Origin of the sequence: Pengzhenrongella phosphoraccumulans, assembly GCF_045689905.1 — a bacterium.
Taxonomy (GTDB): domain Bacteria; phylum Actinomycetota; class Actinomycetes; order Actinomycetales; family Cellulomonadaceae; genus Pengzhenrongella; species Pengzhenrongella phosphoraccumulans.
In genome coordinates, this window is the sequence record NZ_CP144210.1 from 452,986 (window position 1) to 467,126 (window position 14,141).

Consider the following 14,141-nt stretch of genomic DNA (forward strand, 5'->3'; position numbering starts at 1 on the left):
CCGTGGGGATTTCGTGACCATCTTGTGATCTAGATCGGGGGGATCGGCTTGACATCGCTCGATCGCGGCATCAGTCTAGGCACAATACTTTGAACGATCCAATTGGCCATCGTCGGTTGGATTGGATCGCTCAAATCTTGGCCCGGCGCGACGATCGCCCCGGTTCGAGCGACGCGAGGAGGCGGCGTGAACGCAGTTCGTAGGCCCACCCTGGAGACCGTGGCGGCACGCGCCTCCGTCTCACGACAGACCGTCTCCAATGCGCTCAACGCACCGCACCTGGTCCGCGCCGACACCCTCGAACGCGTCCTGGCGGTGATCGGCGAGCTCGACTACCACCCGCACGGCGCCGCGCGCCAGCTGCGCACCAACCGGTCCCACGTGATCGGGCTGCGCCTGGAGCCGACGATCGACGGGATCAGCGGCGCCCTCCTCGACCGCTTCCTGCACGCCCTCACCGAGCAGGCCCAGCTGCGCGGCTACCGCGTGATGCTCTTCACCGCCGCCGACGACAACGCCGAGATCGACCAGTACAACGAGCTGCTCGACGTGCTCCAGCTCGACGCGTTCGTGCTCACCTCGACGCACCACGGCGACCCGCGCACGCGCTGGCTCTCCGAGCACACCGTCCCGTTCGTGACGTTCGGCCGCTCGTGGCGCGCCGCGGACGAGACCGCGACGGCCGAGCACGCGTGGGTCGACGTCGACGGCGCGGCCGGGACGCAGGCCGCCGTCGAGCACCTGCTCGAACGCGGCCACCGGCGGATCGGCTTCATCGGCTGGCCCGAGGGGTCGGACTCGGGTGACGACCGCCGGGCGGGCTGGCAGCGCGCCATGCTCGCGGCCGACGCCGTGGCACCGCACGAGCTCGAGTCGCTGAGCGCCAAGGTGCTCGACGGGGTCGGGTCCGGCGCCGCGGCCGCCGAGGCGCTGCTGGCCTCGGCGGCACCGACCGCGTTCGTCTGCGCGAGCGACTCGCTCGCCCTCGGGGCGCTGGTCACCTCGCGTGCCCTCGGGCGATCCACCGAGTCCGGCGAGGTCCCCGCGGTCGTCGGCTTCGACGACACCCCCGTCGCCCGGGCGATCGGGTTGAGCTCCATCGCTCAGCCCCTGACCGAGGCGGCCGAGCGGGCCTTCGCCCTGCTCCTCGCCGAGATCCGCAGCCCCCAGCCGCGAACGACGTCGTTCGCGAGTCAGCAGATCCTGCTGACCCCGACCCTCGTCGCCCGCGACTCGAGCGCCCGGCCGGTCCCCCTGCCCGCGAGTCTCGGCTGAGTCAGCCGGTCCTCGTCCGTACCTCCCTGCTCAGCCCGCGCACCACCCACAAGGAGACATGATGCATCGCCCATCTCGCACGATCGTCCTCACCGCCCTGCTCGCCTCGGGGACGCTCGCCCTCACCGCGTGCGGCGGCTCGAACTTCGACGCGAAGCCCGCCGCCAGCGGCACCGCCGCCGGCCCGGGTTCTGACCTCTCGATCCTCATCGGCTCGAGCGGTGCCGCCGAGACCGACGCGGTCAACGCCGCCGTCGCCGCCTGGTCCAAGGACTCGGGCACCAAGGCGACCGTGAGCGCCGCGTCCGACCTCGTCCAGCAGCTCAGCCAGGGCTTCGCGGGCGGCAAGCCCGCCGACGTCTTCTACCTCGACACGGGCACCTTCGCGGGCTACGCGGCCAACGGGTCGCTGCTCCCCTACGCGGGCGACCTCGCCAACGCGGACGACTTCTACCCGACCCTGAAGGACTCCTTCACGTTCGACGGCACGTTCACGTGCGCGCCGAAGGACTTCTCGACGCTCGCCCTGATCATCAACACCGCGGCGTGGACCGCGGCCGGCCTGACCGACGCCGACATCCCCACCACCTGGGACCAGCTCAAAACCGTCTCGGCGAAGCTGACCACGGCCACGCAGGTCGGGCTCACGTTCGGCCCGCAGTACGAGCGGATCGGCGCGTTCTTCCCGCAGGCGGGTGGCGCGATGACGAGCAAGGACGGCGCCAAGGCGACCGTGAACAGCCCCGAGAACCTCGAGGCGCTCACCTACGTCAAGGGCCTGCTGACCGACGGTGTGCTCAAGTACCCGAAGGACCTCGGCGCCGGCTGGGGCGGCGAGGCGTTCGGTACCGAGAAGGCCGCGATGACGATCGAGGGCAACTGGATCACCGGTGCCCTCAAGAAGGACTACCCGACCCTGCAGTACAAGGTCGTCGAGCTGCCCGCCGGCCCGGCTGCCAAGGGCACCATGCAGTTCACGAACTGCTGGGGCATCGCCGCTGACAGCACCAACACGGAGGCCGCCAAGAAGCTCGTCGAGGCCCTGACGTCGAGCGACCAGCAGATGGCCTTCGCGGACGCGTTCGGCGTCATGCCGTCGGTCCAGTCCGCCGCCGCGGACTGGAAGGTCAAGTACCCGGAGCAGGCCGCGTTCCTGGACAGCGCCGACTTCGCCGTGGGCGTCGTCAACGCCCAGGGCGCCGCCGACGTGATCGCGGACTTCAACGCCAAGCTCGAGGCCCTCTCGAGCTCGGAGCCGAAGACGATCCTGGACGCCGTCCAGACCAACCTGCAGACCGTGCTGGACGCGAAGTCCTGACGATGTCGACCACCACCGCGGCGGCGCGCAGCCGTCGGCCTCGCGGCTCCGGAATCCGGGGCCGCGAGGCCGTGGCGGGCTGGCTCTTCGTCGCCCCCGTACTCGTGATCCTCGGGGTCTTCCTGGTCCTGCCCGTGATCATGGCCGCCTGGGTCAGCGTCTCGGACTGGACCGGGCGGGGCAGCCCGTTCGCGAGCAGCGTCGGGTTCGTCGGGGCGAAGAACTACCAGAGCCTGCTGACCGACGGCGGCCTGAACGCGCAGGACTTCGGCACCGCCATGCGGAACAACCTCTGGTACGTGCTGCTCGTCGTCCCGATCCAGACCGCTGTCGCCCTCTTTCTGGCCGTCATGGTCAACCGCAAGATCCTGCGTGGGCGAGGGTTCTTCCGGACCGCGTTCTACTTCCCGTCCGTGACCAGCTCGGTGGCGATCACCGTGCTGTGGCTCTTCCTGTTCTCCGGGTCGGGCGCCGTCAACAAGATCCTGTCGTACGTCGGCATCGCGGGACCGAACTGGTTCAACGACCCGCGCGGCATCCTGCACGTCGGCCTCGCCGGGCTCGGGGTCGATCCACCCACCTCTGGCCCGCTCGCTGCGCACGGCTTCCTCGGCATCAGCTGGTGGGAATGGCTCGCCGGCCCCAGCTTTGCCATGTCGGCGTTCATCATCATGGCCATCTTCACCACGTCCGGGACGCTGATGCTGCTGTTCATCGCCGCGCTGCAGAACATCTCGGGCGAGGTCGAGGAGGCCGCCATGGTGGACGGCACGACGGCCTGGCAGCGGTTCCGCCTCGTCACCCTGCCGATGCTCCGCCCCACGCTGTTCACGGTGCTCACGCTCGGGCTGATCGGGGCCTGGCAGGTCTTCGACCAGATCTACACCGGCACCAAGGGCGCGCCGTCGAAGACGACGCTGACGCCCGCCTATCTGTCCTACGCGGCGTCGTTCACCAACGGTCGCTGGGGCCAGGGCGCCGCGATCGCGTTCATCCTGTTCGCGCTCATCGTGGTGCTGACCATCTTCCAGCGCAACGTGCTGCACGAGAGCGACACGGTGCCGCGCCGCAAGCGGTTCTACCCGCCGGCGTCGCGCCGCGGCCTGGGCCGGGGCACCCCCGGCGGGGGCTCCTCCACGGGCAACCCACCCCCCACTGGCAACCCACCCCCCGCGAGCAATCCACCCACAGTGACGACGCCCACCGGGAGGCCCTCATGACCACCACCAGTGCCGCCCCCGTCGCGGCGCCCCGGCGCGCGGCTCCCCCGGCCCCCGGCCGGCCGCGCACGGACCGGTCGCACCTGCGCCGCCGGATCTCCAGCTCGCTCGTCTACGCGGTGCTCGTCGCCATCGCGTGCGTCTACATCTACCCGTTCCTCATCAACGTCGCGACGTCGTTCAAGACCAACGCCGAGGCGACGGCGAACCCGCTCACGCTCGTCCCGTCGTGGTCGCTCGAGGCCTACACCACGCTGTTCCTGCGCTCCGACTTCCCGTTGTGGTTCACGAACTCGCTCATCGTCACGGTGTTCGTCACGAGCGGGCGGGTGTTCTTCAACTCACTCGCCGGGTACGCGCTGGCGCGGGTCGACTTCCGGGGTCGCGGCGTGGTGTTCGCGGGTCTGATCGCGGTCATGGCCGTGCCCGGAGTCGTGCTCCTCATCCCGAAGTTCCTCGTCATCAAACAGCTCGGGATGTACGACACCTACGCCGGGATGATCATCCCGCTCCTGTGCGACGCCGCCGGGGTCTTCATCATGAAGAACTTCTTCGAGTCGATCCCGCGCAGCGTGGAGGAGGCCGCCAAGCTCGACGGCGCCAGCACGTTCCGCACGTTCTGGTCGGTGGTGCTGCCGATGGCGCGGCCCGCGCTGGTCACGCTCGTGATCCTCTCCTTCCAGGGGTCATGGAACGAGCTGTCGCACTTCATCGTCTCGACCCAGAGCCCCGACCTGATGACGCTGACGAAGGGGGTCGCACAGCTGGCCTCCGGCTCACTGTCGTCGGGCAACCAGTTCCCGCTCAAGCTCGCCGCGGCGGCCGTCATGACGATCCCCGTCGCGATCATGTTCTTCGTGTTCCAGAAACGGATCATGAACACCAGCGACGGCGCAGAGAAGGGCTGACCCGCCTGCGGGGAAGGACTGCGGGGAGGGACTGCAGGGACGCGACCGTAAACTTGTGCCCATGCAGTTTCTCCCCGGCCACGTGCCGTCCTGTGACCTGACCTACGGCGACGTCTTCCTGGTGCCCTCCGCCAGCGAGGTCGCCTCGCGCTTCGACGTGGACCTCGCGTCGACCGACGGGACCGGCACCACGATCCCGATCGTGGTCGCCAACATGACGGCCGTCTCCGGCCGCCGCATGGCCGAGACGATCGCGCGTCGCGGCGGGATCGCGGTCATCCCCCAGGACGTGCCGACCGAGGTCGTCGCCGACGTCGTGGCCTCCGTCAAGGCGCGCCACACCGTGATCGAGAGCGCCGTCGTCGTGTCTCCGACGGACACGGTCAACACCGCGCTCACCCTGATCGGCAAGCGCTCGCACGGAGCCGTCGTCGTCGTCGTGGACGGGCGACCGGTCGGCGTCGTGAGCGAGGCCGACTGCCAGGGCGTCGACCAGTTCACCGCGATCTCCGCCGTCATGACGCCGAACCCGAGCGTCGTCGAGCTCGACGTGCTGACGCGCGGCGGGCTGCAGGCCGCCTTCGAGACGCTGCACCTCTCGCGCCGCAAGTTCTCCCCCGTGGTGTCCGACGGCGCCCTGATCGGCGTGCTCACGCGGATCGGGGCCCTGCGGTCGTCCATCTACTCCCCGGCCGTCGACGGCGCGGGGCGGCTGCGGGTCGCGGCCGCCATCGGCATCAACGGGGACGTCGCCGCCCGGGCCGAGGCTCTGCTCGCGGCCGACGTCGACGTGCTCGTCGTGGACACGGCGCACGGCCACCAGCGCAAGATGCTCGAGGCGCTGGCGCTGGTGCGCGCGCTCGCGCCAGGCGTCCCGATCGTCGCCGGCAACGTGGTCACCGCGGCCGGGACGCGTGCCCTGATCGAGGCCGGCGCGGACATCGTCAAGGTCGGGGTCGGCCCGGGCGCGATGTGCACGACGCGCATGATGACCGCCGTCGGGCGCCCGCAGTTCTCCGCGGTCCTCGAGTGCGCGGCAGAGGCCCGTCGGCTGGGCAAGCACGTCTGGGCCGACGGCGGCGTGCGTCACCCGCGCGACGTCGCGCTGGCCCTGGCGGCGGGCGCGTCGCAGGTCATGGTCGGGTCCTGGTTCGCCGGGACGCACGAGAGCCCTGGCGACCTGCACACCGGCTCCGACGGTCGGGTCTACAAGGAGAGCTTCGGCATGGCCTCGGCCCGCGCCGTAGCCGCCCGCAACAGCGGCGGTACGGCGTTCGAACGGGCCCGCAAGGCGCTGTACGAGGAGGGCATCTCGAGCTCCCGCATGTACCTCGACCCCGAACGTCCCGGCGTCGAGGACCTGCTCGACAAGATCACGTCCGGCCTGCGGTCGGCCTGCACCTACGTCGGTGCGACCACGCTCGAGGAGTTCACCGAACGCGCTGTCGTCGGCATCCAGTCGGCCGCCGGCTACGACGAGGGCCAGCCGCTCCCGATCGGCTGGTGACGAGCACCCGGTGATGGTCGCGAGCGGGGGGCGGGGGGCCGCTGGGCCGAGCGCGGTCCGCGCCCAGCTCGCGGCGCTCGTCGAGCGCGGGGTCTCCTGGGACGCGTACCGCTCCCGGGTCCCGCTGGGCAGGCACGCCGGGCGGCCCGCGGCCGTCCTCGTGCTCTTCGGAGCTCTCGACGCGTTCCCCGCGCAGCGCACGGGCGACGTCGTGCCGGCCGACCTGGACGTGCTGCTCGTCGGGCGGGCCTCGACCCTGACCCACCACTCCGGTCAGATCGCCTTTCCGGGCGGACGGATCGACCCGACGGACTCAGGACCCGTCGCGGCGGCGGTGCGCGAGGCGGTCGAGGAGACGGGGCTCCGCGCCGACGGCGTCGAGGTGCTCGGTACTCTCGGCGAGCTACCCGTCCCCGTGAGCAACCACCTCGTGACGCCGGTCCTGGCCTGGTGGGCCACGCCGTCGCCCGTCGACGTCGTCGACGTCGGTGAGTCCGCGACCGTGTTCCGCGCCCCGGTCGCCGACCTGCTGGACCCCGAGCTCCGCCGTACCGCCACGCTTCGACGCGGTGGGCTCGTGCACCGGACGCCGGCCTTCCTGGTCGGCGCGCACGTCGTGTGGGGGTTCACCGCGATCGTCCTCGACGTGCTGTTCGGCGAGCTCGGGTGGACCGAGCCGTGGGACCAGACGCGCACGATCGACGTCGCCGGGTCGGACCCGACCTAGGTCGCCCGACTGCACCTCACCATCGGGTCGAGCCCCGCCCGACGACGAGATGAGTGGTGCGTACCGGTTTCGCCCAATTGTTTTCCGATGGTCGAATCGTGAGTTTAAGGACATCGGGATTTTCTCTCTAGGTTTGTCCTCATGGCATCCCACGTCGCAGACGTCGACGACAACCTGCGGGCCTGGGCCAAGGGCCTGGCGCCGCTCGAAGCAGCCACCGAGATGCTGATCCGCGGCGGGTTCGCCAGCCCGGGCGAGCCGTGGATCCGGACCGACGAGGACAGCGCCGCTCGCCTCTGGATCGACTTCGGTGCCATCGCCGACAACAAGGGGCACCTGCCGGTCGGCGAGCAGAAGTTCGTCACCGTCGCGGCGTCCTTGGCGGCGAACAGTGGTCACCGCAAGGTGGAGCTCGGCAAGGCGATCCACGGCCTGGACCGCAGGCTCACCGCCCTGGTCCTGGCGGCGGTGTCCCACGCGAACGGGTCCCAGAACGACCGGGACCCGTTGACCGGCAGGTTCCTCGGCCCGTTGTTCCCGTGGCCGCGGCGCTGACCGCCCGGCGGCAGGCGATCGCCGTCGTCCCGCCGTGCGCTCACGCGACCCCCGCGGTGCGTCGGCTGCCTCGGTGGCTCCTCGCCATGGTCCGGGCTGCGAGCCGTCGCTCCGCCCGCACGACGACGCCGTTCGTCGCGCGCGCCAGGCGCGGGACGCGGGCCCCCGCCTACGAGCGAGCCCTGGCACCCGTCCAGCGCCCCCGACCGCGCAGCGACGCGCGGATCGTCCACCGGTCGCACCGCAGGCATCGTCGGAGCCCGTCGCCGCGACCGCGGTGAGGCGGGTCCGGCCGGGATCGCCCGAGAGCCAGTCGCCGCCTACGCGGTGAGCGAGATGGTCGCGCCCTGCGAGTGCAGCGGCGGGCCGATGAACACAGTGGGGTCACTCGCGATCATGACCACCTCACCCCGATACCAGCCCGTCACGTAGCAGCTCGGCACGGTGAGCTGCGGGACCGGTGCGACGCACCACTCGGTCAGGTCCGTCACTCCCGCGGCGCCAAGAACACCGACGAACCCCTCGATCGACGCAAGTCCCTCGCGAGGAGTCGTCCAGCAGCGCTGACCCGAGCCGTCCTCGCACCCTTCGACGGCAGGCGCCGGCAGGTCGATGGACTCAATGAGCAGCCGGACCGCGACCAGGTCGTCCTGGTGCCGGGCCTCGAGGAAGCGAGGCGCGGCTACCGCCGCCACGCCCGCGACCAGCACGACGGCTCCCACGATGAGGAAGGGGCGTCGAGGCAGCACCGATCGGGTTGTCGCTGGTCGAGACATCTGGTCCGCAGCGGGCCTCATGTTTCGACCATCGGCCCGGACGCCGCCCCGCTTGAGGTGCGACCGGGGTGCACGTACCGCCGCGCCCCAGTCGCACGCGGTGCACTTCCGGCGACCCCTGAGCGTCAAGCGATGGTCAAAAGGCTCCGTTTTCGGTCAAAACGGCGCGACCGTGCACGTATGTGCAGGGAATTTGCTCATCCGTGCACAGCGGGCGAGCATGGGACGTGCCGCCCGGTCGACACCCCGACGATGCCGTCAGGGCCACCAGCGGCGCGCAGCTCGTGCGAGATCACGGGCAAGGAGGAAAACGTGAACACGGCGCCACTGACAGCACAGACGCGCACTGCCGCTCTCGACACTCTCCAGGCGACCGCCACGGCGGGCCAGGAGCTCGACATCCTCGTCATCGGCGGCGGGGTGACCGGTGCTGGGATCGCGCTCGATGCGGCGACCCGCGGGCTGAAGGTCGCCATCGTCGAGGGCCAGGACTGGTCCAGCGGCACGTCCAGCCGGTCGAGCAAGCTCGTCCACGGCGGGCTGCGCTACCTGCAGATGCTCGACTTCCACCTCGTGCGTGAGGCCCTCACCGAGCGCGACCTGCTCCTCACCGAGATCGCACCCCACCTGGTCCGGCCGGCCTCGTTCCTCCTGCCGCTCGAGCACCGCGTGTGGCAGCGCGCGTACTTCGGCGCCGGCGTCGCGCTGTACGACACGCTCGCGAGCATCAACGGTCGGCGCCGCGCGCTGCCCCTGCACAGCCACGTGACCCGTCACGGGCTCGAGAAGCTGTTCCCCGACCTGCGCCACGAGGCCGCGATCGGCGCGATCCGGTACTGGGACGCCACGGTCGACGACGCCCGCCTCGTCTCCACCCTGATCCGCACCGCCGTCTCGCACGGGGCAGCCGCCGCGTCGCGCACCCAGGTGGTCGGGCTGACGACCAACGACACCGGGCGGGTCACCGGCGCCACGGTCCAGGACCTGGAGACCGGCCGGGCGATCGAGGTGCACGCGCACCAGGTCATCAACGCGACCGGGGTCTGGACCGAGGAGACCGAGTCGCTCGCCAACACCGACGGCGGCCTGAAGGTCCTCGCCTCGAAGGGCATCCACATCGTGGTGCCGCGCGAGTGCATCGCCGGGGAGACCGGCCTGCTCCTGCAGACCGAGAAGAGCGTCCTGTTCGTGATCCCGTGGTCGCGCTACTGGGTGATCGGCACCACCGACACCCCGTGGAAGCTCCAGCTCACGCACCCCGTGGCCACCTCGGCAGACATCGACTACGTCATCGAGCACGCCAACGCCGTGCTGGCGCGACCGATCTCCCGCAAGGACATCATCGGCACGTGGGCGGGCCTGCGGCCGCTGCTCCAGCCGGGCACCAAGGAGGGCACCTCGTCGGCGAAGGTCTCCCGCGAGCACACCGTGGCCTCCCCCACCCCGGGCCTGACCGTGATCGCCGGCGGCAAGCTCACGACCTACCGGGTCATGGCCAAGGACGCCGTCGACTTCGCCCTGGGCGGCAAGGCGAGCGCCCAGCCGTGCGTCACGAAGACCGTCCGGTTGGCCGGGGCGGAGGGCCTCGCCGAGGTCCGCCGCCGCGCCGCGACGATCGCCAGCCGGTACGGCTGGACCGCCGCGGTTCTCGACCACCTGCTGCACCGGTACGGCTCGCTCATCAGCGAGCTGACCGCGTCGGTCGACGCCGAGCCCGGTCTGGGCAAGGCGCTGGCCGGGGCACCGGCCTACCTGCGGGCCGAGATCGCCTACGCCGTTACGCACGAAGGTGCCCTGCACCTCGACGACGTGCTGATGCACCGGACGCGGCTCAACTACGAGCAGGCCGACCGTGGCGTGGGCGCGCTCGAGGAGATCGCCGACATCATGGCCCCGCTGCTCGGCTGGGACAAGAAGACCCGCACCCGCGAGGTCACCGTGTACCGCGAGCGCGCCGAGGCCGAGGCCGCCGCCGAGCTCGAGGCCACCGACGAGTCGGCCGAGAAGATCCGCCTCGAGGCCACCGAGATCGCACCTCTGCACGACCTGGTCACTCCCTGAGAGCTGCCGCTCTGGTCCGTCCGCGTCGCCACCCCTGACGGCGCAGACGGACCAGAGCGGTGCCAGGCACTTCCTCGAGGGCAATCGCACCGTTGCGATGCGCGCTGCCCGGTGGGCGCGGTCACCCGCGTCGCCACCCCAGCGCAGCCCGTGACCAGGAGGACGACGCATCATGGCACGACGCATCATGGCCAACTACGTACTCGCCATCGACCAGGGGACCGCGCGATCCCGGGCCGTCATCTTCGACGACGCCGGCGCGGTGGTCGCGTCCAGCGAGCTCGCCCACGCCCAGCTCCACCCGCAGCCGGGCTGGGTCGAGCACGACGCCGAGGAGATCTGGACCAACACGCGTGAGGTCGTCGGATCGGTGCTCGCGCGCGCCGACGTCAACTTCCGCAACATCGCTGCGGTCGGCATCACCAACCAGCGCGAGACCGCGGTCGTGTGGGACAAGACGACCGGCAAGCCCGTCTACAACGCGATCGTCTGGCAGGACACCCGTACCGCCACGATCGCCGAGGACCTCGGTGCCCTGGGCGGCGGCGCGGACCGCTACAAGGCACGCGTCGGCCTGCCCCTGGCCACGTACTTCTCGGGCCCGAAGATCACGTGGATCCTCGACAACGTCGCCGGCGCCCGGGCCAAGGCGGACAAGGGCGACCTGCTCTTCGGCACCACCGACTCGTGGGTCCTGTGGAACATGACCGGCGGCGTCGACGGCGGCGTGCACGCCACCGACCCGACCAACGCCTCGCGCACCATGCTGATGAACCTCGACACGCTCACGTGGAACCAACAGATCGCGGCGGAGATGACCATCCCGCTGTCGATGCTCCCCGAGATCCGCTCGTCCTCCGAGGTCTACGGCCACGGCCGCGCGGGCGGGCTGCTGGCCGGTGTGCCGATCTCGGGCATCCTCGGGCACCAGCAGGCCGCCACGTTCGGCCAGGGGCGCTCGGGCATCGGCGACGTGACGAGCACCTACGGCACCGGCAACTACCTGCTCCTGACGACCGGTACCGAACCCGTCGCGTCCGAGCGCGGCCTGCTCACCACGGTCGCCTTCCAGCTCGGCACCGACCCGGCGGTGTACGCGCTCGAGGGCACGATCGCCGTGACGGGTGCCCTCGTGCAGTGGCTGCGTGACAACCTCGGGATGATCTCCTCGGCCCCCGAGATCGAGCAGCTCGCGGCCACGGTCGAGGACAACGGTGGCGCGTACTTCGTGCCCGCCTTCACCGGGCTGCACGCCCCGTACGACCGCACCGATGCCCGCGGCGCCCTCGTCGGGCTCACCCGGTACGTGAACAAGGGCCACCTGGCCCGCGCAGCCCTCGAGGCCACGGCCTTCCAGACGCGCGAGGTCCTCGACGCCATGAACGCCGACTCCGGCCTCGAGCTCACCGAGCTCACGGTCGACGGCGGCATGGTGGGCAACGACAGGCTCATGCAGTTCCAGGCCGACATCCTCGGCGTGCCCGTGGTCCACTCCCGCGCCACCGATCAGGCGGCCCGCGGCGCCGCGTACGTCGCCGGCATCGCCGTCGGCTTCTGGGCGGGGCGCAAGGACGTCGTCGACCACTGGGACGAGGACCAGTGCTGGACCCCGGCGATGGAGCCCGACGAGCGGGCCCGGCAGTACCGGCTGTGGAAGAAGGCCGTCACTAGGACCTTCGACTGGGTAGAGACCCCCTGAACTGGTCTATTTTCGGACTAATCCACCGTTGCAGCACCGACACCGACGAGAGAAGCGCCGCCACCATGAAGATCGAGAACAGAGTCGCTCTGATCACCGGCAGTGGTCAGGGAATCGGAAAAGCCATCGCGCTCACTTTTGCACGCGAAGGCGCCTCGATTGCCGTCAATGACATTCCATTCAATGAGGCGAAAGCGCACGAGACGGTCGCCGAGCTCCGGCTGCTGGGCGTCGAGGCGGAGCTCTTCCTCGCCGACGTCAGCCGCGAGGACGAGGTCGATGCGATGGTCGCCGCCGTGCAGGCGCGATTCGGTCACCTCGACATCCTCGTGAACAACGCGGGCATCAACCGGGACGGCCTGCTCCACAAGGCGAACCTGGACAACTGGGAGGCCGTCATGGCGGTCAACCTCACCGGTCCGTTCAACTGCACCAAGGCAGTGCTGCCCGGCATGCGCACCCAGGGGTACGGCCGGATCGTCAACCTCTCGTCCCTCACCGCGCGGATCGGCGTGTTCGGGACCGGCTACTACGCCACCTCGAAGGCCGGTCTGATCGGCCTCACCAAGGTCACAGCGGTGGAGAACGTCACCAAGGGGATTACCTGCAACGCCTTGGCGCCGGGCTACATCAACACGGATATGATGAACAAGTACCCGGCGGAGCAGACGGCGGCGCTGATCGCGAAAATTCCGATGGGTCGATTCGCCGAGCCGACGGAAGTGGCCGACGCGGCGCTGTTCTTGGCGTCGGATTCCTCGAGCTACATTACCGGGGCCGTGCTCGACATCAATGGTGGAAGCTTTATCTAATTCTACTGACTAGGGAGATACACACATGAGCGACGTTGTCATCGTCAGTGCAGTACGCACGGCCGTCGGATCCTTCGGCGGCGCCCTTGCAGAGGTCCCGGCAGTCGAGCTGGGTGCCCTTGTCATCAAGGAGGCCATTGCTCGCGCCGGAATCACGCCCGAGCAGGTCGACCAGGTCATCTTCGGAAACGTCATCCAGGCGGGGCTCGGTCAGAACCCGGCCCGCCAGGCCGCGATCAAGTCCGGGATTCCGCAGGAGGCGTCCGCCTGGACGCTGAACATGGTCTGCGGTTCCGGCCTGAAGACCCTCGAGCTGGCCGCGCAGGCCATCCTCGCGGGCGACGCGGACATCATCGTCACCGGTGGCATGGAGAACATGTCGCGGGCCCCGTACCTGCTCAACAAGGCGCGCACCGGGTACCGCATGGGCAACGCCACCATGGTCGACTCGATGATCCAGGACGGGCTCCAGGACGCGTTCGACGACGTCCACATGGGCATCACGGCCGAGAACGTGGCCGACGACTTCAACCTCACGCGTGAGGAGCTGGACCGCTACTCGACCGAGAGCCAGAACCGCGCCGAGGCAGCCATCACGGCCGGCAAGTTCGTCGAGGAGATCGTCCCCGTCGTCATCCCGCGCCGCAAGGGCGACCCGATCGTGTTCGCGCAGGACGAGTTCCCGCGCTTCGGCACGACCTACGAGGGCCTGAGCAAGCTCCGCCCCGCGTTCAAGAAGGACGGCGTCGTCACCGCCGGGAACGCCTCCGGCATCAACGACGGCGCCGCGGCCCTCGTCGTGATGTCCAAGGCCAAGGCGCTCGAACTCGGGCTCACCCCGATGGCGACGCTCGTCTCCTGGGCGTCGGCCGGAGTCGACCCGAAGATCATGGGCACCGGTCCGATCCCGGCCAGCCGCAAGGCGCTCGCCAAGGCCGGGCTCACGATCGAGGACATGGACGTCGTCGAGGCCAACGAGGCGTTCGCCTCGCAGACCCTCGCCGTGGCCCGTGAGCTCAAGCTCGACATGGCCAAGACGAACGTCAACGGCGGCGCGATCGCCATCGGGCACCCGGTCGGCGCGAGCGGCGCCCGGATCCTCGTGACGCTCCTGCACGAGATGAAGCGTCAGGACGCCAAGCTCGGACTGGCCACCCTCTGCATCGGCGGCGGGCAGGGCACCGCGCTCATCGTCAAGCGCTAGGTAGATCGCACCACCTGAGCAGTTCGCATGACGAAGGCCCGTGACCTCGGTACGTACCGAGGTCACGGGCCTTCGTGCG

General features: G+C 70.1%; 12 protein-coding genes. 11 read left to right on the forward strand and 1 reads right to left on the reverse strand.

Going from position 1 to position 14,141, the window contains the following annotated elements; translation table 11 throughout:
* Positions 1–186: 186 nt before the first annotated feature.
* The 7 genes from VTA80_RS02235 to VTA80_RS02265 all read left to right on the forward strand — a co-directional run bounded on the left by VTA80_RS02235 (position 187) and on the right by VTA80_RS02265 (position 7,510).
* A complete protein-coding gene (locus VTA80_RS02235; protein ID WP_407343797.1) occupies positions 187–1,275 on the forward strand; it encodes a LacI family DNA-binding transcriptional regulator in 1,089 nt (362 codons plus the stop codon).
* 58 nt (positions 1,276–1,333) lie between these two features.
* A complete protein-coding gene (locus VTA80_RS02240; protein WP_407343798.1) occupies positions 1,334–2,593 on the forward strand; it encodes an extracellular solute-binding protein in 1,260 nt (419 codons plus the stop codon).
* Between the two features lie 2 nt (positions 2,594–2,595).
* Positions 2,596–3,813, forward strand: coding sequence for a carbohydrate ABC transporter permease (locus tag VTA80_RS02245; RefSeq protein ID WP_407343799.1), 1,218 nt, complete (start codon positions 2,596–2,598; stop codon positions 3,811–3,813).
* A complete protein-coding gene (locus VTA80_RS02250) occupies positions 3,810–4,721 on the forward strand; it encodes a carbohydrate ABC transporter permease (RefSeq protein ID WP_407343800.1) in 912 nt (303 codons plus the stop codon). The genes VTA80_RS02245 and VTA80_RS02250 overlap by 4 nt, the downstream gene beginning before the upstream one ends.
* A gap of 61 nt (positions 4,722–4,782) precedes the next feature.
* Positions 4,783–6,228 carry a GuaB1 family IMP dehydrogenase-related protein gene (locus tag VTA80_RS02255; RefSeq protein ID WP_407343801.1) on the forward strand — a complete coding sequence of 482 codons (1,446 nt, stop codon included), beginning with the start codon at positions 4,783–4,785 and terminating at the stop codon, positions 6,226–6,228.
* A 13-nt stretch (positions 6,229–6,241) separates the two neighbouring features.
* Complete coding sequence (locus VTA80_RS02260) at positions 6,242–6,955, forward strand: NUDIX hydrolase (RefSeq protein ID WP_407345648.1); 714 nt, start codon at positions 6,242–6,244, stop codon at positions 6,953–6,955.
* A gap of 141 nt (positions 6,956–7,096) precedes the next feature.
* Positions 7,097–7,510: a hypothetical protein gene (locus tag VTA80_RS02265; protein WP_407343802.1), complete on the forward strand. Its 414-nt coding sequence runs from the start codon at positions 7,097–7,099 to the stop codon at positions 7,508–7,510.
* 320 nt (positions 7,511–7,830) lie between these two features.
* Here the strand turns inward: VTA80_RS02265 and VTA80_RS02270 are convergent, their stop codons facing one another.
* Positions 7,831–8,259: a hypothetical protein gene (locus VTA80_RS02270; protein ID WP_407343803.1), complete on the reverse strand. Its 429-nt coding sequence runs from the start codon at positions 8,257–8,259 to the stop codon at positions 7,831–7,833.
* Positions 8,260–8,598: 339 nt separating this feature from the next.
* Between VTA80_RS02270 and VTA80_RS02275 the strand changes: the two genes are divergently transcribed.
* The 4 genes from VTA80_RS02275 (at position 8,599) to VTA80_RS02290 (ending at position 14,062) form a co-directional block, all read left to right on the forward strand.
* Positions 8,599–10,347, forward strand: coding sequence for an FAD-dependent oxidoreductase (locus VTA80_RS02275; protein WP_407343804.1), 1,749 nt, complete (start codon positions 8,599–8,601; stop codon positions 10,345–10,347).
* 187 nt (positions 10,348–10,534) lie between these two features.
* Positions 10,535–12,046 (forward strand): glycerol kinase GlpK, encoded by a 1,512-nt coding sequence (gene glpK / locus VTA80_RS02280; protein ID WP_407345649.1) that lies wholly within the window; start codon positions 10,535–10,537, stop codon positions 12,044–12,046.
* A 65-nt stretch (positions 12,047–12,111) separates the two neighbouring features.
* The gene (locus tag VTA80_RS02285; protein WP_407343805.1) at positions 12,112–12,858 is read left to right on the forward strand and encodes an SDR family NAD(P)-dependent oxidoreductase; all 747 of its coding nucleotides are present in this window, start codon (positions 12,112–12,114) and stop codon (positions 12,856–12,858) included.
* Between the two features lie 25 nt (positions 12,859–12,883).
* Positions 12,884–14,062: an acetyl-CoA C-acetyltransferase gene (locus VTA80_RS02290; protein ID WP_407343806.1), complete on the forward strand. Its 1,179-nt coding sequence runs from the start codon at positions 12,884–12,886 to the stop codon at positions 14,060–14,062.
* Positions 14,063–14,141: the final 79 nt, after the last annotated feature.